Origin of the sequence: Candidatus Pantoea persica, from assembly GCF_013753875.1 — a bacterium.
Taxonomy (GTDB): domain Bacteria; phylum Pseudomonadota; class Gammaproteobacteria; order Enterobacterales; family Enterobacteriaceae; genus Pantoea; species Pantoea persica.
Map to the genome: position 1 here is coordinate 20,640 of NZ_SMDS01000018.1, position 18,805 is coordinate 39,444.

Genomic DNA, 18,805 nt, shown 5'->3' on the forward strand with positions numbered 1-18,805 from the left:
CCAATGTACGTCGCTACGCCAATACATTCTGCTGATCGTTAGTTTAGCCGAAATACACTACATCAACCTGACGTTGTCGTTACCTTATGCATATCGTGTTAAAAAGCGCCGGAACGTTAGTCCCTGGCGCTTTTCACGATGCATTGTTCATTTCATTAAAGGCGGCTGCTGACCCAGCTTTCCACGCCTGCCAGCGCGCCTTTCAGCGCCTGCGCATCGGTTCCGCCAGCCTGCGCCATATCGGGACGCCCGCCGCCTTTGCCGCCGATCTGCTGCGCCAGCTCGCCCACCAGCTCGCCCGCTTTAACGCGATCAGTCAGATCTTTGGTTACGCCCGCAATTAACGACACTTTTCCTTCCGCCACGGTGGCCAGCACAATGACGGCCGAACCCAGCTGATTCTTCAAATCGTCGGCCATGGTACGCAACATTTTCGGTTCAACATTGCTCAGTTCGCTGACCAGCAGTTTCGCGCCCTTGACATAAATAGCGCGGCTGCTCAGCGAGGCGCTTTCCTGTGCGGCCTGCTGATCACGCAGCTGCTGCAACTCTTTCTCAAGCGCCCGAACGTGATCGACAAGGCCGCGCACTTTGTCATTCAGGTTGCTGCTGTTCGCTTTGACCAGCTGCGCAATATCCTGCAGCTGATTGCTCTGTGCATAGATCTGCGCCAGCGCGCCCTCGCCCGTTACGGCTTCGATACGACGCACACCCGCCGCCGTGCCGGATTCAGACTGAATACGAAACAGACCGATGTCGCCGGTGCGTGCCGCGTGCGTGCCGCCGCACAGTTCGATTGAAAAATCGCCCATGGTCAGCACGCGTACATGCTGATCGTATTTTTCACCGAACAGCGCCATCGCACCCTTTCCTTTGGCCGCGTCGATATCCATCACTTCGGTATCCACAGGCAGGTTGCGACGAATCTGCGCGTTGACGATCTCTTCGACCTGACGAATCTCCTGCGGTTTCATCGCCTCAAAATGGGAGAAGTCGAAACGCAAATATTTATCGTTAACCAGCGAGCCTTTCTGCGCGACATGCTCGCCCAGAACCTGACACAGCGCCGCATGCAGCAGGTGCGTTGCCGAGTGATTGAGACGAATGCGCGCGCGGCACGCTTCATCGACCCGCGCGTCGACGCGATCGTTGATACGTATATGGCCAGAGGTCAGCTTACCGATATGGCCAATAGCCTGGCCATATTTTTGTGTATCCTGGACGGTAAATTCAGCATTCTTCCCTGTCAGCAGGCCCGTATCGCCTACCTGTCCGCCAGATTCACCATAAAATGGCGTTTCATCTAGCACCACAATCGCTTCCTGTCCTGCGGCGACTTCCTGTACCGCGACGCCATCAACGTAAATGGCGGTGACCGCAGCCGTCAGGTCAAGCTGGTCATAGCCTTTAAAGGTAGAGGCGGTATCGATACTGATAACGTTGCTGTAGTAGGCGCCGAAACCGCTGGCTTCGCGCGCGCGCTGGCGCTGCTGCTCCATCGCTTTTTCAAAGCCAGCTTCATCAATTTTCAGGTTACGCTCACGGCAGACGTCCGCAGTGAGATCGACCGGGAAGCCGAAGGTGTCGTAGAGGCGGAAGAGGGTCTCGCCATCCAGCGTATCGCCCTGCAGCTTCGCCAGCTCGTCGTCCAGCAGCGTCAGACCGCGCTCCAGCGTTTTCGCAAACTGCTCTTCTTCGGTCTGAATGATGGTTTCGACCTGGCTTTGCTGACGCTTGAGATCGTCACCGGCGGCGCCCATGGCTTCAACCAGCGGCGCGACCAGCTTGTAGAAGAAGGCCTCTTTCGCGCCCAGCATATTGCCATGACGTACCGCGCGACGAATGATGCGACGCAGGACATAGCCGCGGTTTTCATTCGACGGCACAACGCCGTCGGCGATCAGGAAGGCGCAGGAGCGAATATGGTCGGCGATGACGCGCAGCGATTTGTTGCTCAGATCGCTCGCGCCGGTTACCGCGGCAACCGCCTTGATCAGTTTTTCAAACAGGTCGATTTCGTAGTTGGAGTTGACGTGTTGCAGTACGGCGGAGATACGCTCCAGACCCATGCCGGTATCCACCGACGGCTTCGGCAGCGGCAGCATAGTGCCGTCCGGCTGGCGGTTGAACTGCATAAAGACGATATTCCAGATCTCGATATAGCGATCGCCATCCTCTTCCGCGTTACCCGGCGGGCCGCCCCAGATGTGGTCGCCGTGATCGTAGAAAATTTCGCTGCAGGGGCCGCAAGGGCCGGTATCGCCCATCTGCCAGAAGTTGTCAGAGGCGTATGCGCTGCCTTTGTTATCGCCGATACGGATAATATGCTCGCACGGCACGCCGATATCGTTGGCCCAGATATCATAGGCCTCGTCGTCGGTTTCATAGACGGTAACCCACAGGCGCTCTTTTGGCAGGGCGAACCAGGTTTCTCCGGTCAGCAGTTCCCAAGCGTAGGCAATCGCTTCTTTTTTGAAATAGTCGCCGAAGCTGAAGTTGCCCAGCATTTCAAAAAAGGTGTGATGACGTGCGGTGTAACCGACGTTTTCCAAATCGTTGTGCTTCCCGCCGGCGCGCACGCAGCGCTGCGACGTGGTTGCGCGGGAATAATCACGTTTATCCTGGCCTAGGAAAACGTCTTTAAACTGAACCATTCCAGCGTTGGTAAACAGCAGCGTCGAGTCGTGGTTCGGTACGAGGGAGCTGCTGGCTATAACCTGATGTCCTTTGCTATGGAAAAAGTCGAGAAACGCTTGACGGATCTCAGCAGTGCTCTTGCTCATATATATCCTGGAATCACGCTAACGAAGGTTCCGTCCAGTCAGACGCGCCGCATCCACGCAGCGGCCTGTTAAGAGGAACAAAAAGTGGGAATAAGATAAATTTTCTTCACTGGGAAGTAAAACCCCGCGCGACTTTCAGTCGTCAAATTTTCTGAAAACGGCCTGAATATCCTCCGTGAAGAAGCCTTTTGACTGTAAAATAGCGCTGAACTTTGGCTTTCGCCTTCCATTCCGTCGGCAAAGGAAGCCCGAACTTGCACTCCGCCAGCTGTGCCGCGCTGGCGCTCCAGTCGATTTAACAGGCTTCCATCGCGATATCGATGTCGGCGCGCGCGATGCCTTTTTGCCCCAGCTCCAGCCGGATGCACTGTGGGCTAGCCTTTACGACTACGACTTTGAATAAACCGCTCGGTAAATCGCGCGTCGTTAAGCCAGCCATTTTCATGGCACCAGCCGATCACTTTATCTAACTGCGCGTCGGTGATGATTTCGGGTTCGCTCTGCTGCATAAAGGCCGTGCGCTGTACCGACTGGCGCAGTTTGCGACGCAGTTCTTCTTCGCTGTGATCACGCTGCGCCAGAATGCGCATCGTGCGGTCAAGCAGGCGTGGAAAAGCGATCTCCCTGGGTTGCGATTGCTCAGTCATATGACTCACCTTAATCAAACAGGAGGGAAATTATGGCGGTGAAACGGGGAGAAAGAGAAGTGCGGGCTGCAGAAAAGAAAACGGGAGTGGTTTCCCACTCCCGTTGACAGATTAAAAGTCTTCGTTGGTCTCGCTAGCGGCGTTCTCAGCCTCGCCCCCAGGAGCCTCTGCCGCGCCAGCTTCAGCCGCCGCGCTGTTTAGCAGCATGTCACGCAGCTTCACGTCCAGCTCATTAGCGATAGCCGGGGTTTCCTTGAGGAAGTTGGTCGCGTTCGCTTTACCCTGACCGATTTTGTCGCCGTTATAGCTGTACCAAGCACCGGCTTTTTCTACCAGCTTGTACTTCACGCCCAGGTCAACTAGCTCGCCGAAGGTGTTGATACCTTCACCGTACATGATCTGGAACTCAGCCTGCTTAAACGGCGCAGCGATCTTGTTCTTCACCACTTTAACGCGGGTTTCGCTGCCGACAACTTCGTCGCCCTCTTTAATCGCGCCGATACGACGGATATCGAGGCGCACGGAAGCATAGAACTTCAGCGCGTTACCGCCGGTGGTGGTTTCCGGGTTACCGAACATCACACCGATCTTCATACGAATCTGATTGATAAAGATCAGCAGCGTATTGGACTGCTTCAGGTTACCGGCCAGTTTACGCATCGCCTGGCTCATCATACGTGCCGCAAGGCCCATGTGAGAGTCGCCGATCTCGCCTTCGATTTCCGCTTTCGGCGTCAGCGCCGCAACGGAGTCGACGATGATGACGTCAACCGCACCGGAGCGCGCCAGCGCGTCACAGATTTCCAGCGCCTGCTCACCGGTATCCGGCTGAGAACAGAGCAGGTTATCGATATCAACGCCAAGCTTTTTCGCATAGACCGGATCTAGCGCGTGTTCAGCATCGATAAAGGCGCAGGTCTTGCCCTTGCGCTGCGCTGCGGCGATAACCTGCAGCGTCAGGGTGGTTTTACCGGAAGATTCCGGTCCATAAATTTCGACGATACGGCCCATCGGCAAACCGCCGGCGCCCAGCGCGATATCCAGCGAAAGCGAACCGGTAGAGATCGTTTCTACGTCCATTGAGCGGTCTTCACCCAGACGCATGATGGAGCCTTTACCGAATTGCTTTTCAATCTGGCCCAGCGCAGCAGCTAAAGCCTTCTGTTTGTTTTCATCAATTGCCATTTCTACTCCTGACTCATACGGGGGGTAAGCACACTACAAATGCCTGCTCGCTTTCTGTTGCTGCTAATTATACTGTATGGTCATACAGCATCAAGCTTAATTTACCAAAAAATCGTCATGCAGCATCTGCAGCGCCCAGGCCACGGACTGACGGCGAACAGCCTCACGATCTCCTTGAAAAAATTGGCGTTTTGCAGTGACTGCGCCACCCGGCGCCGCGAAGCCGAACCACACCGTTCCGACCGGTTTTTCCACGCTTCCGCCCTCGGGTCCGGCGATGCCGCTGACCGACACCGCGTAGTCCGCGCGCGCGGCAAGCTGCGCGCCTGACGCCATCTCTCGCACCACGGCCTCACTCACCGCGCCGTGCTGCGCCAGCACGTCGGCGGATACCCCAACCAGGGTCTGCTTGGCGTCGTTGCTGTAGGTGACGAAACCGCGCTCAAACCAGGCGGAGCTGCCGCTGATGTCGGTCAGCACCTTGGCTATCCAGCCGCCGGTACAGGATTCGGCGCAGGTTATTGTGGCGCCTTGCGCCTTCAGGCGTTCGCCCACCGCCGCGCTTAATTGCTGCAACTGCTGATCGTTCATGGCATCTAATCCTTTCTGCTCAGTAAGGAGGACATGGTGTAAAGGCGGGATATTTTAACCCGGTAAGCCGACAGGTTGCCGCCGTTGCGCATTCGCTCTCATGACGCTGCGCTTTTTTTCACCGCCACGATAAAAAGACGCGGGAAAGCCAGCAAAACGCGACCGTCGGCGCGCAATGGATAAGCCTGCTGGAGCGCCTGCAGATATTGCTCCAGAAAGCATGTCTGTTCATCAGGCATAAGCGCGGCAAGAAACGGACTCAGCCCGGTCGACGGTAGCCAGCTGACGATCGCCTGAGCGTCCGCCATGACGTAATAGTAGGTCGTGCGCCAGAGATCCACCTAACACACCGCTCGCATCAGCAAATCGTAGTAGCTCTCGGCGGAGAGCAATCTTTTACGCTCCGCGGCGGGGTCGATACGCTGACGCCAGGGATCGCAGGCGGCGATTTCACGCATCAGCCGATGCGAAGGCTCGTCTAGGTTATCCGGCATCTGCAGCGCCAGCGCGCCGCCGGCATCCAGCTGTCCTGTCAGCCGCGGCAATAGCGTATCGTGGCGATCCAGCTACTGCAGCGAGGCGTTGGCGTAGATCACCTGCTGCGGCGTCGACGCCTGCCAGCGAGCGATATCCTCTTGCAGAAAAGTACAGCGTGGCAGCCGCTCTCGCGACTGTGCCAGCATCGCCTCCGAGCCATCGACGCCCTGCACCTGCGCCTCAGGCTAGGCGCGCGCCAGCAGCTCGGTGCTGTTGCCCGGACCGCAGCCTAAATCCGTGGCGAAGCGCACATCCGTTACGGGAATGCGCGCTAACAGCTCCTGCGCAGGTCTGGTTCGTTCCGATTCAAACTGTCTGTAAAGGGCGGGATTCCGGTCTTGCATAGCGTGCCTCTTGCGTTCGCTTATCAGCGCTCTGTCCAGGAAAGTGGGAGGTGTCACTCAATTTTACACGCTGCGCTGGCAAGCGCCTGGGTCGCGAATCAGGTTAAAACGGTGTTTCATTTTTCACTCTCAGGAGCTTTTATGCATTCGCAGCCTGCTTTTTCCGGCGTAATGGTGCCCATCCGTCACACCTTTCACTGCCCAGGGCCAGCCTGATATTGACGCGCTGGGCCGTCATTTCGAGCGGCTGAATCATTCGGGCATTGATGCCCTGCTGCTGATGGGCAGCATTGGCGAATTCGCCTTGCTGACGCAGCAGGAGCGACTGCTGCTGATTCGGGAGGCGCGCCAGCTTACGTCGCTTCCCCTGATTGCCAAAATCTCCAGCTGCTGTGTGCCGGATATGCTGGAACTGGCGGCGGCAGCGTGGCGCAGCGGCTTTGATGCGGTCATGGTGCTGCCGCCCTACTACTACGGCCAGACGCCGCAGCTGCTGCTGAGCTATTTTCGCGCCCTTGATACCCAGATCGGCGGCAACTGGTTCGCCTGTAACTTTCCGGCGCGCACCGGCTGCGATCTGACCCCAGCCCTGATCATCGAGCTGGCGGCTGAGTTGCCGCATTTTATCGGCATCAAAGACACGGTCGACTGCCTGTCGCACAACCGCGCGCTGATTTAAGAGACGAACAAGGTGCGCGACGACTTCGCCGTGCTCTCCGGCTACGACGAATATCTGCTGCCGAACCTGCTGGCGGGCGGTGCGGGGGTGATCTCCGGATTAAACAATATCGTGTCGGAACTCTTTGCGGCGGCGATGCGCGCCTGGCGTGCACAGGATCTGTGCCGAACTGGCGCGCATTCAGAAACGCATCGGCAGGCTGATGGCGATTTACACCATTGGGGAGGATTTCGTCACCACGATCAAAACCGCCGTGTCCCGGCGTTTTGATTCGATGTCCAGCCAGTCGTGCAACTATGGCGGTGCTCTGAGCGCTGCGCAATGCAGCGCGATCGATCGGCTGTTTGAGTAGGTTACTGCGAGGGCGCGTCCGGAGTCCGTTTACGTTACGCGCGCTTCACAAATTCCGATTTAAGCTTCATGGGGCTGAAGCCGTCAATCTTACAGTCGATATTGCGATCGCCTTCGCTCAGGCGAATGCCCTTCACGCGCGTCCCGATTTTAGGCGTCGATGCGCTACCTTTCACCTTTAGATCTTTGATCAGCACCACAGTGTCGCCCTCTTCGAGCATATTGCCGTTGGCGTCGCGCTCCACAATGCGATCCGGCTGGCTGTCGCCTTAGCTCAGCGTCCAGATATGGCCGCAGGCGGGACAGTTAGTTCTTAAGGACAGCAATCAGAGTATGGCGCCGGAACGCGCTTTACTGACCGCCTAGCCCAGCTGCCACACCGCCATCGCATAGCGCGTGCTGTGGTTATAGCGCGTGATGACATAAAAGTTCGGCAAGCCATACCAGTACTGATAGCTGGTGCCCATGTCGAGCCGCAGCAGGCTGACCTGCGTATTGCCGTCCAGCGAGCCTTGTGGAGCGAGGCCGGAGGCCGCCAGCATCTGCGGCGTATAGCTGGTTTTAAAACCGTTCTCCAGCAGCGGCGCCTGGCCGCTGGCGGGCACCGCTACGCCTTCGCCGCTGCGCCAGCCGTGCTCTTTAGAAATAGTGCGCCACGCCGCCGATAGCGTCCACGGGATCCCACAGATTGATATGGCCGTCGCCGTTGAAGTCCACAGCGTATTGCTGATAGGACGAGGGCATAAACTGACCGTAGCCCATCGCGCCGGCAAAGGATCCCTCGAGATCCAGCGGATCGTCTTCTTCATTGTGCGCCATCAGCAGAAAGGTCTCCAGCTCGCTGCTGAAGTAGCTGGCGCGACGCGGATAGCTAAACGACAGCGTGGCAAGCGCGTCCAGAATGCGCGTTTTGCCCATCACGCGGCCCCAGCGCGTCTCCACGCCGATAATGCCGACGATAATCTCTGGCGGCACGCCGTAAACCTGCTGCACGCGCGTCAGGGCGTCCTGGTACTGATCCCAGAAGGCAACGCTGTTTTGCACGTTATCCTGCGTAATAAACTGCTTGCGGTAGTGCAGCCAGGGGCAACGTTGGGGCCTGCCGGCGGCGTATAGCTCGGCGCCTGACGATCCATCAGCCGCAGGACGTAATCCAGTATTTTGGCCTGACCGATAACGGCGTGCAGCTGCTGGCGATCGAAGCCGTGTTTCTTAACCATTTTGATCGATGAACTGTTCAGCTGCCGGGTTTCCGGCGAAATCGCCGAACATTGGCTACGACGGCTCCAGCAGGAAGCCCCCCTTTCGGTGCCGTCAGGGCGGCAGTCTGCGGCGCGGATTCCGGTTTGCTGCTGCAGGCGGCCAGTAAGGCCACGAGCGGAAATAGGGTGAACTTGAATCGCATCAGATATCCATGAGCATGCAGTGAAGGTAACAAATTATGTAAACATTCACTCACAAAATGGACAGGGCGGAACGGAAAAATAGAGCCAGCGTAACCTTGCCTCGTTGCGCCGTGCGCACCAGGCTCTGACGTTGGCAGGCTCTCCGCTGCACGAAAGGCGCCTCCTTGCGTGTGACCTCTCGCAAAGCTGAATGAAAAGCCAGTGAAAACCCTTTCTCAGAATGCAGCGCCGCGGCCTGCGCGCTAGAGTGCCAGCAACCCTGAACGCCGCAGCGAAGCAGGCGGTAAGCGGTGCTGTTTAAGGAGAGAAGATGAAAGAGAACCTGTTTTTTGGCTGCTGCTCGGTGTGCTGGCGCTCAGCGTCGGCAGTTTTCTTAACGTCGTGATTTATTGTCTGCCGCGCATGATTCTGCAGCCGTGGCCCGGCTTCTCGCTGATGCGGCCTCCTTTGCACTGTCCGTACTGCGCAGCGCCGGTGTGGCGGCGCGATCGCAATCCCGCTGCTGAGCTGGCTGATGCTGGGCGGCCGCTGCCGTCACTGTCGGCAGGCCATCTCCTAGTGTTATCCTGCCACGGAAGCGGCGAGCACGGTGCTCGCCTTGCTGCTGGCCCTGCGCTTGCCGTGGGACGGCGCGCTGCTGGCACTGCTGCTGAGCGTGTGGCTGCTGGCGCTGTCGCTGATCGATCTCCGCTGGCAGCTGCTGCCGGACAGCCTCACCCTTTCCCTGCTCTGGCTCGGGCTGCTGTTTCATTCAGGCCAGCGGCACGCTGCCGCACAGCGATCCGGCCAGCGCCATTGTCGGCGCCGCCGGCGGCTATCTGCTGTTCCGGCTGCTGGCGTGGGCATATCGCTCCTTGCGTCAGTAAGAGGGCTGGGCGGCGGCGCCAAGCTGCTCACCGCGCTCGGCGCCTGGCTCGGCTGGGAAAAGCTGCCGCTGCTGCTGCTGCTGATAGCCGCCAGCACGGCGCGGTCGGCTGTTCTGCTGGCGCGCCTGCTGATGTGGTGTCCCTGCTCGCTGCCGCTGCCATTCGGTCGCTGCCTGGCGCTGGCGGGTGCGCTGCTGCTGCATGCGCCGGGCTAATCTTTGCGTAACGTTTCGCATGGCACGCTGTCCGAACGGAAATCCGTTAGGCTTTTGCTACGCAGCCTGATAACGTCACGCGCATATCAGGCTGCTGTGCTGAAGCGATATCATCGCGGCGCGGCGGCGGACAGCCTTGATGTTAAGCGGACAATTTTTCATAATGACCGCCAGACGCTGCATACCACGCAGCCAAAGCCGCCTGCTCCAGCGCACCTTCTCTGTTTCGACGCGCGTTGAGACGGAGATATCCCGATTAACGCAGCAGCACTCCTGACGTACGCCAGAACATGCAGTCGATATAAGGCTTGCCCATTAACCGAATGATTTAAGAGTTGATTACTTATGAACAAGTCAGTCGATAAGGACATCACCGCCCATACGCCCATGATGATGCAGTATTTACGCCTGAAGGCGGAACATCCTGACATCCTGCTGTTTTACCGCATGGGCGATTTTTATGAGCTTTTTTACGACGATGCCCGCCGCGCGTCGCAGCTGCTGGAAATTTCGCTCACCAAACGTGGCGCCTCGGCCGGCGAGCCGATTCCTATGGCGGGCGTGCCCTATCACGCGGTGGAAAGCTATCTGGCGAAACTGGTACAGCTGGGCGAATCTGTGGCGATCTGCGAACAGATCGGCGATCCCGCGCTCAGCAAAGGACCGGTCGAGCGCAAAGTGGTGCGCATCGTCACGCCGGGCACCATCAGCGACGAGGCGCTGCTGCAGGAGCGTCAGGACAACCTGCTAGCTGCGCTGGTGCAGGGGCCGCAAGGCTTTGGCTACGCCACGCTGGATATCAGCTCGGGCCGTTTTCGCCTGAGCGAGCCGTCGGACAAGGAAACCATGGCCGCCGAGCTGCAGCGCACCAATCCCGCCGAGCTGCTCTATCCGGAAGATCTGCAAGCGATGTCTCTGATTGAACAGCGACGCGGTTTGCGTCGTCGCCCGATGTGGGAGTTCGAGATCGATACCGCGCGCCAGCAGCTGAACCTGCAGTTCGGCACCCGCGATCTGAATGGATTTGGCGTAGAGCAGGCGCATCAGGCGCTGTGCGCAGCGGGCTGCCTGCTGCAGTACGTCAAGGATACGCAGCGCACCAACCTGCCGCACATCCGCTCACTCAGCATGGATCGCCAACAGGACAGCATCATTATGGATGCCGCCACGCGCCGCAATCTCGAGATCACGCAGAATCTGGCAGGCGGCACGGAGAATACGCTGGCGGCGGTGCTGGACCGCACCGTCACGCCGATGGGCAGCCGCATGCTCAAGCGCTGGCTGCATATGCCGCTGCGCGACGCAGCGGTCATTGCGCAGCGTCAGGATGCGATTGCCGAGCTGCAGCCGCTGAGCGACGCGCTGCAGCCGGTGCTGTGCCAGGTTGGCGATCTAGAGCGCATTCTGGCGCGCCTGGCGCTGCATACGGCGCGCCCGCGCGATTTAGCGCGTATGCGTCACGCCTTCCAGCAGCTGCCGGAGCTGAATGCGCTGCTAGCCGACGCCCAGAGCGCGCAGCTCATCCGGCTGCGCCAGCAAATGGGCGAATTTACTGCGCTGCGCGAGCTGCTGGAAAACGCCATTATCGACTCGCCGCCAGTGCTGGTGCGCGACGGCGGCGTGATCGCGCCAGGCTACAACGCGGAGCTGGACGAGTGGCGCGCGCTGGCGGACGGTGCGACGGACTATCTCGACAGGCTGGAGATCCGCGAGCGGGAAAAACTGGGGCTGGATACGCTGAAAGTCGGCTTTAATGCGGTGCACGGCTACTATATTCAGGTCAGCCGTGGCCAGAGCGACCATGTCCCCATTAACTATGTGCGTCGCCAGACCCTGAAAAATGCAGAACGCTATATCATCCCCGAGCTCAAAGAGTACGAGGACAAGGTGCTGACCTCGAAAGGCAAAGCGCTGGCGCTGGAGAAAAGCCTCTACGACGCGCTGTTCGATCAGCTGTTGCCACATCTGGAAGCGCTGCAGCTTAGCGCCGCGGCGCTCGCCGAGCTGGATGTGCTGAGCAACCTAGCGGAGCGCGCCTGGACGCTGAACTACTGCCGCCCGACGCTGCAGGATAAGCCGGGCATCAGAATCACCGGCGGACGCCATCCGGTCGTTGAGCAGGTGCTGAAAGAGCCATTTATCGCCAACCCGCTTACGCTCGCGCCACAGCGCCGCATGCTGATTATTACTGGCCCGAACATGGGCGGTAAGAGTACCTATATGCGTCAGGCGGCGCTGATGGCGCTGATGGCGTGGATCGGCAGCTTTGTGCCAGCGGAAGAGACGCTGATCGGTCCGCTGGATCGCATCTTTACCCGCATCGGCGCGGCGGATGACCTAGCGTCGGGACGATCAACCTTTATGGTGGAGATGACGGAAACCGCCAATATCCTGCATAACGCCACCGAGCACAGCTTGGTGCTAATGGATGAAATCGGCCGCGGCACCTCGACCTATGACGGCCTGTCGCTCGCCTGGGCCTGCGCGGAGAATCTGGCCAATCGCATCAAAGCCATGACGCTGTTCGCCACCCACTATTTCGAGCTGACAACCCTGCCGGAAAAAATGGAGGGCGTGGTCAACGTCCATCTGGACGCCGTTGAGCACGGCGACACCATCGCCTTTATGCACAGAGTTCAGGACGGCGCTGCCAGCAAAAGCTACGGCCTGGCGGTAGCGGCGCTGGCTGGCGTGCCGAAAGAGGTGATCAAGCGCGCGCGCTCCAAGCTGAAGGAGCTGGAGTCACTATCGAATAATTCCACCGCGACTACCGTAGATGGTTCGCAGCTGCCGCTGCTGGTGGAAGAGACCTTGCCCGCCGTGGAGGCGCTGGAGGCGCTGGAGGCGCTGGATCCCGACACGCTGACGCCGCGTCAGGCGCTGGAGTGGATCTACCGGCTCAAGTCGCTGATATAACGTCTGCCTGTGGCCTGCGGATGCTCTGCGCAGGCGCAGCGCGCGGCCTGGCTTAAGAAGCGGTGGCTTTCGCCACCGCTTTTTTATGCTTGCAGGCTGCTAATTATTCACGAAACAGTGCTTCGATGTTCAGCCCCTGCGTCTGCAGAATTTCCCGCAGACGACGCAGACCTTCTACCTGAATCTGACGGACGCGCTCACGGGTCAAACCGATTTCGCGACCGACATCTTCCAGCGTTGCCGCTTCATAGCCCAGCAGGCCGAAACGACGTGCCAGCACTTCGCGCTGCTTGGCGTTCAGTTCGAACAGCCATTTGACAATGCTCTGCTTCATATCGTCATCCTGTGTGGTATCTTCCGGACCGTTGTCTTTCTCATCGGCCAGAATATCCAGCAGCGCTTTTTCGGAATCGCCGCCCAGCGGCGTATCAACCGAAGTGATGCGCTCGTTGAGACGCAGCATACGGCTGACGTCATCAACAGGTTTATCCAGCTGCTCCGCAATCTCTTCCGCGCTCGGCTCATGATCGAGCTTGTGGGAGAGTTCGCGCGCGGTGCGCAGATAAACGTTCAGCTCTTTCACAATGTGAATAGGCAGACGGATGGTACGGGTTTGATTCATGATCGCCCGTTCAATCGTCTGACGAATCCACCAGGTGGCGTAGGTTGAGAAGCGGAACCCACGCTCGGGGTCAAACTTCTCAACGGCACGGATTAGACCGAGATTACCCTCTTCAATCAGGTCCAGCAGCGCCAGACCACGATTGCTATAGCGACGAGCAATCTTCACCACCAGTCGTAAGTTACTTTCAATCATGCGGCGACGAGAAGGAATATCGCCCCGTAATGCGCGGCGAGCGAAGAATACCTCTTCCTCTGCCGTTAACAGTGGGGAATAGCCAATCTCCCCGAGATAGAGCTGCGTCGCATCCAAAACGCGTTGCGTCGCACCCTGTGACAATAACTCCTCTTCCACAACGTCGTTATCACCAGGTTCGTTTTCAACAAGAGCCTTCTCATCAAAAAACTCAGCTCCGTTCTCCTCGAATTCCGCATCTTCATGTAACTCGTTTACTTTCAGCGTATTCTGGCTCATAAGCGGCCCCTACCCGTGATCCCAGGGCAGAACAGCAGGGTTCTGCCGGTTTATCGCTGCGGTAAATAACGCAACGGGTTTACGGATTTCCCCTTGTAACGAATTTCAAAATGTAATCTAACTGAACTGGTTCCGGTGCTACCCATGGTAGCGATCTTTTGCCCCGCCTTAACTTCCTGTTGTTCCCGGACCAGCATTGTATCGTTATGGGCGTAGGCACTGAGATAATCATCATTATGCTTAATTATGATCAGATTGCCGTAACCCCGGAGCGCGTTACCTGCGTACACTACCCTTCCTGATGCAGTAGGGACGACAGGCTGTCCACGCGAACCAGCGATATCGATTCCTTTATTTCCCCCTTCGGAAGCGGAGAAGTTATCGATAATCTTCCCATCGGTCGGCCAATGCCAGCTTCCAACCGGCGTCGAACTGTTCGTTGTACTGCTGACCGTAGGCGGTGCGACAACCACGGGGGGCGCTGTTGTCGTTGCAACATTTGTCCCTTTCGACGGCAACATTTTGCTGCCTGTCGAATCACCCGAATCATCAGAATACGTAATAACTGGTTGCTGTGCAACAGGGGCCGGTTTAATTTGCGGCGCGACAGGGATGCCACCCTGAGTTGCGTCCGCTGCAGTGATGGCATTTCCGCCAGTAATTGGCTGGCCGGCGCCGTTGCCAACCTGCAGCGTCTGGCCTACGTTCAGGCCGTACGGGGCCGCGATATTATTGCGCTGCGCCAGATCGCGGAAGTCATTGCCGGTAATCCAGGCGATGTAGAACAGCGTATCACCGCGCTTGACGGTATAGGTCTCGCCCGCATAGCTACCTTTCGGAATGTTCTGATAACTGCGGTTGTACACAATACGGCCGTTTTGCATAACGACATTATCATTGCCGCTAACCATTCCATTCTGAGACGGAGCGGAAGGAACGCCGCCTGACGAGCTTAACATGCCGCCGCCGCCGCCGTTGTTACCTCCAACCTGGCTAATGGGTGCCTGTGTGTTGTCGCCGAAACTACAGCCTGCCAGCCAAAATCCTACCAGAGAAAGCGCCGCAAGGCGGCGTAACTGAAATATTGGGCTTCCCGTGCTCATTAGTTCCCCCCCCTGATGGCAAACCTGAATAACGTTGTTTTGCTCACGCGCCAGCACAAATCTCTGCGAGGCGCATAAAAGCCTGCGTATTACGCATGAAAATGGATAGTAACAAGACCAAAAGGATGGTGCTATGAAACAGTTGTGAAGAAATAAGTAGGGAAAATCTCAGGCCAGGTCGCCCTGCACCAGCGGAACAAACCGCACCGGCTCAATATTTTCTTCCACAATGCCGCCACCCTGACGACGAAGACGCTTCAGCACCTGCTGGTCGTCTCCAACCGGCAGCACCATAATGCCGCCTTCATCCAGCTGCGCAATCAGCGCAGTCGGAATTTCCGGCGGCGCGGCCGTGACGATAATCGCATCGAACGGCCCGCGCGCCGGCCAGCCCTGCCAGCCGTCGCCGTGACGCGTTGAGACGTTGTGCAGATCGAGCTGCTTAAGGCGGCGCTTCGCCTGCCACTGCAGACCTTTGATGCGCTCGACGGAGTAAACGTGATCCACCAGGTGCGCCAGAATAGAGGTCTGGTAGCCGGAACCGGTGCCGATCTCCAGCACGCGCGAGTGAGGATGCAGCTCCAACAGCTCGGTCATGCGCGCCACCATATAGGGCTGTGAAATGGTCTGGCCTGAGCCAATAGGCAGCGCCACATTATCCCAAGCTTTATGCTCGAAGGCTTCGTCGATAAAACGTTCACGCGGCACCGCAGCGATGGCCTTTAACAGGTTCTCATCCTGAATGCCCTGCTGGCGCAGCTGCTCCAGCAACGTTTCAATCCGGCGGTTTACCATGCGAGATGGACCTCCGACTTGTTCAGCCAGTCGATAAGCACCTCTTGCGCGCCGTGCGCGGTTAAATCGACATGCAGGGCGGTCACCGAGACGTAGCCCTGATCCACGGCGGCAAAATCGGTGTACGGGCCGGCGTCGAACTTCTCGCTCGGCGGCCCAATCCAGTAAAGCGTATTGCCGCGCGGATCCTGCTGGGCGATCACCTGATCGGCGGGATGACGGCTGCCGCAGCGCGTCACGCGAATGCATTTGATCGCCTCAAGCGGCAGATCCAGCACGTTGATATTGAGGATACGTCCGGTGCGCAGCGGCTCATGCGTCAGCGCCTGTAAAATGGCGCGAGTGACTGCCGCCGCCGTGTCGTAGTGCTGATAGCCGTAAAGGGAGACCGCCAGCGCCGGCAGCCCCAGATGAAGCCCCTCCATCGCCGCCACCACGGTGCCGGAATAGATCACGTCGTCGCCCAGATTGGGTCCAGCATTGATGCCGGAGACCACGATATCGGGCCGCGGCTGTATCAGGGCGTTGACGCCAAGATAGACGCAGTCGGTTGGCGTACCCATCTGAACGGCGATATCGCCGTTCTCATAGGTAAAGGTGCGCAGTGGCATTTCCAGCATCAGCGAATTAGAGGCGCCGCTGCGATTGCGATCGGGCGCGACAACCTGCACGTCCGCGATAGCGCGCAGCGCGTTTGTCAGCGTCTGAATGCCCCGCACATGAATTCCGTCATCATTACTCAGCAATATCCGCATCGTCACCCTCCTGTCGCAGAAGCTCCCGAATTATGCTGGTCGCAAAGCTGCCGGCCGGCAACCAGAACTGCAGCTCCAGCGTGACGTCGTCCCACCAGCTCCAGCGCAGATCGCGCGGCACCACCAGCATCGCGCGGCGCGCCGCGTCCACGCGCTCTCGCTCAAGCAGTGTAACTAATTATACTGCGCCCGCCAGAGATTGCTGTTCGAAGGCGAGCGCCTCCGCCTGCGGGCCAGGCTCGCCGCGTCCCGGCAGCGGCGCGGTAATGCGCAGCTCATGCTGATCGACGCGCGCCTGCAGCTCAGGCAGCTCTGCGGCCTGCGCGACAAACCAGCGCCGCGGCCGGTAAGCTGCAGCGCATCGCCGTCAATCACCTGCGTCAGCGTTCCCTGCTGCGTCAGGCGCACGCTGGTGACCTGATTGAACAGTGCGCTGCGCGCTGCCGACAGGATCAGGCTGCGCTTGTTGCGATCGCGCAGGCTGATTTCGCCGCTCGCCCACTGCTGCGCCATGGTCAGGTTATTGCCGACGCGCCCAAAGCGCTGCATGCCGAAATAGTTGGGCACGCCGGCGTCGCGGATCAGCTCGAGGCACGACTCGACCGCCTCGCGATCGCTAATCTGGCGCACTACCAGACGAAAGGCGTTGCCCGCCAGCGCGCCCACTACGTCGAGGATCTCGACCCCTTCCAGCTGAAACGCGCTCAAGTCGGGCATCGCGTTACCCGGCATGCGGAAGCAGAGCGTCTTCTCGGTCACCGCATGGCGGTCCTTCATACCGGCATAGCTCATGTCGCGCTGATGCACGCCGAGGAATTTCGCCAGCGCCTCCGCCACGAAGCGGGTATTGGCGCCGGTTTTACGAATGCGCACCAGCAGGTGCTTCCCTTCGCCGTCGGCGGCGTAGCCCAGATCTTCCACCACCACAAAATCTTCCGGGCTGGCTTTGATCGCGCCGTACGCGGTCGGCTGGCCGTGTAGATAAGCCTGCTGCGCCAGCATCATGCCGCGTCCGCCTTCAGCAGCAGCGCGACCGCCTCGCAGGCAATGCCTTCGCCGCGGCCGGTAAAACCCAGCTTTTCAGTGGTGGTCGCCTTCACGTTGACCTGATCCACATGGCAGCCGAGATCTTCGGCAATATTGACGCGCATCTGCGGCACATGCAGCAGCATTTTCGGCGCCTGCGCGATAATCGTCACGTCGACGTTACCGATGCGGTAGCCTTTTTCAGCGATGCGTCGCCAGGCTTCGCGCAGCAGACCGCTGCTGTCCGCGCCTTTAAAGGCGGGATCGGTATCGGGGAACAGTTTGCCGATGTCGCCCATCGCCACCGCGCCAAGCAGCGCGTCGGTGAGCGCATGCAGCGCCACGTCGCCGTCGGAATGGGCGATAAATCCCTGCTCGAAGGGAATTCGCACGCCGCCAATCAACAGCGGACCTTCGCCCCCAAAGGCGTGAACGTCAAAACCGTAACCGATACGCATCATGCGCTCTCCTTTAACTCAATCTGGGTTAGATAAAATGCCGCCAGCGCCAGATCTTCTGGCCGGGTGACTTTGATGTTATCACTGCGTCCGCTGACCAGCAGCGGATGATAGCCGCAATACTCTAGCGCGGAGGCTTCGTCAGTAATGATCGCGCCCTCTGTCAGCGCCCGCGTCAGGCAGGCGGTCAGCAGCGTGTGCGGAAACAGCTGCGGCGTCAGCGCGTGCCAGAGATCGTCGCGCTCGACGGTGTTCGCCACCGCGGCCTTGCCCGGCTCTCCGCGCTTCATGGTGTCGCGCACCGGCGTGGCCAGAATGCCGCCGACGCAGCTGGTTTCGCGCACCTGCAGCAGGCGCGCAAGATCGTCGGGATGCAGACAGGGGCGCGCCGCGTCATGCACCAGCACCCAGCTGGCGCCCTGCGCCGCGTGCAGCCCGGCCAGCACCGATTCCGCGCGCGTCTCGCCGCCCGTTACGCGCAGCACGCGCGGATCGCACGCCAGCGGTAGCAACGCAAACTGCGCGTCGTCCGGACTGACGGCGACGATAACCTGCGTGATAGCGGGATGGGAAAAGAGACGGGCAATGCTGTGCTCAAGAAGCGTGTGCTGACTAATGGTCAGGTACTGTTTGGGGCATGCCGCCTGCATACGGCTGCCGATACCGGCAGCAGGCACGACGGCAATCACCTCCGCAGGGGAAGAGAGCGTGTTCATGAATTATCGTCGTTGGTTTTGCGCAGCCTGCGCGTTGCGTTTGTTCTGGTCCGGCACCAGACGATAGAAGGTTTCCCCGGGCTTAATCATGCCCAGTTCATTGCGCGCGCGTTCCTCGATCGCCTCAGAGCCGCCATTGAGATCGTCAATTTCGGCAAACAGCTGATCGTTACGCGCTTTAAGTTTGGCGTTGTTCACCTGTTGTACCGCGACGTCGTCATTGACGCGCGTGTAGTCATGAATACCGTTTTTGCCCAGCCATAGCGAGTATTGAAGCCAGCCGAGCACCACCAGTAGCAGTAACGTCAGTTTTCCCATCCCGCCCCCTAAAAAACG

At 58.9% G+C, this 18,805-nt stretch carries 13 protein-coding genes and 6 pseudogenes; 4 read left to right on the top strand and 15 right to left on the bottom strand.

The genetic code is table 11. The features are described 5' to 3' along the window. Positions 1-155 precede the first annotated feature (155 nt). From alaS to tam, 5 genes and pseudogenes are all read right to left on the bottom strand, one after another. Positions 156-2,783: an alanine--tRNA ligase gene (gene alaS / locus EIO60_RS08940; RefSeq protein ID WP_258576578.1), complete on the bottom strand. Its 2,628-nt coding sequence runs from the start codon at positions 2,781-2,783 to the stop codon at positions 156-158. 135 nt (positions 2,784-2,918) lie between these two features. Further along, positions 2,919-3,430 (bottom strand): annotated as a pseudogene (locus tag EIO60_RS08945) (regulatory protein RecX). Positions 3,431-3,541: 111 nt separating this feature from the next. Then, positions 3,542-4,615 carry a recombinase RecA gene (recA, locus tag EIO60_RS08950; protein WP_258576579.1) on the bottom strand — a complete coding sequence of 358 codons (1,074 nt, stop codon included), beginning with the start codon at positions 4,613-4,615 and terminating at the stop codon, positions 3,542-3,544. Positions 4,616-4,711: 96 nt separating this feature from the next. Beyond that, on the bottom strand, positions 4,712-5,206 hold the full coding sequence (pncC, locus tag EIO60_RS08955) for a nicotinamide-nucleotide amidase (protein ID WP_258576580.1): 495 nt from the start codon (positions 5,204-5,206) through the stop codon (positions 4,712-4,714). Positions 5,207-5,304: 98 nt separating this feature from the next. Further along, positions 5,305-6,087 (bottom strand): annotated as a pseudogene (gene tam / locus EIO60_RS08960) (trans-aconitate 2-methyltransferase). 141 nt (positions 6,088-6,228) lie between these two features. On the opposite strand from tam, the pseudogene EIO60_RS08965 reads away from it, so the two are divergent. Beyond that, positions 6,229-7,118: pseudogene (locus tag EIO60_RS08965) on the top strand (dihydrodipicolinate synthase family protein). A gap of 34 nt (positions 7,119-7,152) precedes the next feature. On the opposite strand, the pseudogene EIO60_RS08970 reads toward EIO60_RS08965, so the two are convergent. Both EIO60_RS08970 and mltB read right to left on the bottom strand, forming a co-directional pair. Beyond that, positions 7,153-7,443: pseudogene (locus EIO60_RS08970) on the bottom strand (zinc ribbon domain-containing protein YjdM). Positions 7,444-7,479: 36 nt separating this feature from the next. After that, a pseudogene (mltB, locus tag EIO60_RS08975) lies at positions 7,480-8,522 on the bottom strand (lytic murein transglycosylase B). Positions 8,523-9,037: 515 nt separating this feature from the next. Here mltB and EIO60_RS08980 point away from each other — a divergent pair. The 3 genes from EIO60_RS08980 (at position 9,038) to mutS (ending at position 12,520) form a co-directional block, all read left to right on the top strand. Next, a complete protein-coding gene (locus EIO60_RS08980; RefSeq protein ID WP_258576762.1) occupies positions 9,038-9,082 on the top strand; it encodes a hypothetical protein in 45 nt (14 codons plus the stop codon). A gap of 30 nt (positions 9,083-9,112) precedes the next feature. After that, entirely contained in the window at positions 9,113-9,604 is a 492-nt protein-coding gene (locus EIO60_RS08985) for a prepilin peptidase (RefSeq protein WP_258576581.1), read from the top strand. A 345-nt stretch (positions 9,605-9,949) separates the two neighbouring features. Beyond that, positions 9,950-12,520, top strand: a complete 2,571-nt coding sequence (gene mutS, locus EIO60_RS08990; RefSeq protein ID WP_258576582.1) for a DNA mismatch repair protein MutS — start codon at positions 9,950-9,952, stop codon at positions 12,518-12,520. A gap of 103 nt (positions 12,521-12,623) precedes the next feature. On the opposite strand, the gene rpoS is transcribed toward mutS, so the two are convergent. From rpoS to ftsB, 8 genes and pseudogenes are all read right to left on the bottom strand, one after another. Further along, positions 12,624-13,616 carry an RNA polymerase sigma factor RpoS gene (rpoS, locus tag EIO60_RS08995; protein WP_258576583.1) on the bottom strand — a complete coding sequence of 331 codons (993 nt, stop codon included), beginning with the start codon at positions 13,614-13,616 and terminating at the stop codon, positions 12,624-12,626. 50 nt (positions 13,617-13,666) lie between these two features. Beyond that, positions 13,667-14,719 (bottom strand): murein hydrolase activator NlpD, encoded by a 1,053-nt coding sequence (nlpD, locus tag EIO60_RS09000; RefSeq protein WP_258576763.1) that lies wholly within the window; start codon positions 14,717-14,719, stop codon positions 13,667-13,669. A 168-nt stretch (positions 14,720-14,887) separates the two neighbouring features. Further along, positions 14,888-15,514: a protein-L-isoaspartate(D-aspartate) O-methyltransferase gene (locus tag EIO60_RS09005; RefSeq protein ID WP_258576584.1), complete on the bottom strand. Its 627-nt coding sequence runs from the start codon at positions 15,512-15,514 to the stop codon at positions 14,888-14,890. Then, positions 15,508-16,269 (bottom strand): 5'/3'-nucleotidase SurE, encoded by a 762-nt coding sequence (gene surE / locus EIO60_RS09010; protein ID WP_258576585.1) that lies wholly within the window; start codon positions 16,267-16,269, stop codon positions 15,508-15,510. Before surE ends, EIO60_RS09005 begins: the two co-directional genes overlap by 7 nt. Continuing rightward, a pseudogene (gene truD / locus EIO60_RS09015) lies at positions 16,250-17,274 on the bottom strand (tRNA pseudouridine(13) synthase TruD). The gene surE and the pseudogene truD overlap by 20 nt, the downstream one beginning before the upstream one ends. Further along, positions 17,271-17,753 carry a 2-C-methyl-D-erythritol 2,4-cyclodiphosphate synthase gene (ispF, locus tag EIO60_RS09020; RefSeq protein WP_309484706.1) on the bottom strand — a complete coding sequence of 161 codons (483 nt, stop codon included), beginning with the start codon at positions 17,751-17,753 and terminating at the stop codon, positions 17,271-17,273. The pseudogene truD and the gene ispF overlap by 4 nt, the downstream one beginning before the upstream one ends. Continuing rightward, a complete protein-coding gene (gene ispD, locus EIO60_RS09025) occupies positions 17,753-18,469 on the bottom strand; it encodes a 2-C-methyl-D-erythritol 4-phosphate cytidylyltransferase (RefSeq protein ID WP_258576587.1) in 717 nt (238 codons plus the stop codon). The genes ispF and ispD overlap by 1 nt, the downstream gene beginning before the upstream one ends. 3 nt (positions 18,470-18,472) lie before the next feature. Then, positions 18,473-18,787, bottom strand: a complete 315-nt coding sequence (gene ftsB, locus EIO60_RS09030; protein ID WP_258576588.1) for a cell division protein FtsB — start codon at positions 18,785-18,787, stop codon at positions 18,473-18,475. Positions 18,788-18,805 lie beyond the last annotated feature (18 nt).

Bases quoted from the DNA above. Each gene is read 5' to 3' on its own strand.
- alaS (WP_258576578.1), bottom strand. From the start codon at position 2,783: ATGAGCAAGAGCACTGCTGAGATCCGTCAAGCGTTTCTCGACTTTTTC.
- EIO60_RS09005 (WP_258576584.1), bottom strand. From the start codon at position 15,514: ATGGTAAACCGCCGGATTGAAACGTTGCTGGAGCAGCTGCGCCAGCAG.
- rpoS (WP_258576583.1), bottom strand. From the start codon at position 13,616: ATGAGCCAGAATACGCTGAAAGTAAACGAGTTACATGAAGATGCGGAA.
- ftsB (WP_258576588.1), bottom strand. From the start codon at position 18,787: ATGGGAAAACTGACGTTACTGCTACTGGTGGTGCTCGGCTGGCTTCAA.
- nlpD (WP_258576763.1), bottom strand. From the start codon at position 14,719: ATGAGCACGGGAAGCCCAATATTTCAGTTACGCCGCCTTGCGGCGCTT.
- pncC (WP_258576580.1), bottom strand. From the start codon at position 5,206: ATGAACGATCAGCAGTTGCAGCAATTAAGCGCGGCGGTGGGCGAACGC.
- mutS (WP_258576582.1), top strand. From the start codon at position 9,950: ATGAACAAGTCAGTCGATAAGGACATCACCGCCCATACGCCCATGATG.
- ispD (WP_258576587.1), bottom strand. From the start codon at position 18,469: ATGAACACGCTCTCTTCCCCTGCGGAGGTGATTGCCGTCGTGCCTGCT.
- ispF (WP_309484706.1), bottom strand. From the start codon at position 17,753: ATGCGTATCGGTTACGGTTTTGACGTTCACGCCTTTGGGGGCGAAGGT.
- surE (WP_258576585.1), bottom strand. From the start codon at position 16,269: ATGCGGATATTGCTGAGTAATGATGACGGAATTCATGTGCGGGGCATT.
- recA (WP_258576579.1), bottom strand. From the start codon at position 4,615: ATGGCAATTGATGAAAACAAACAGAAGGCTTTAGCTGCTGCGCTGGGC.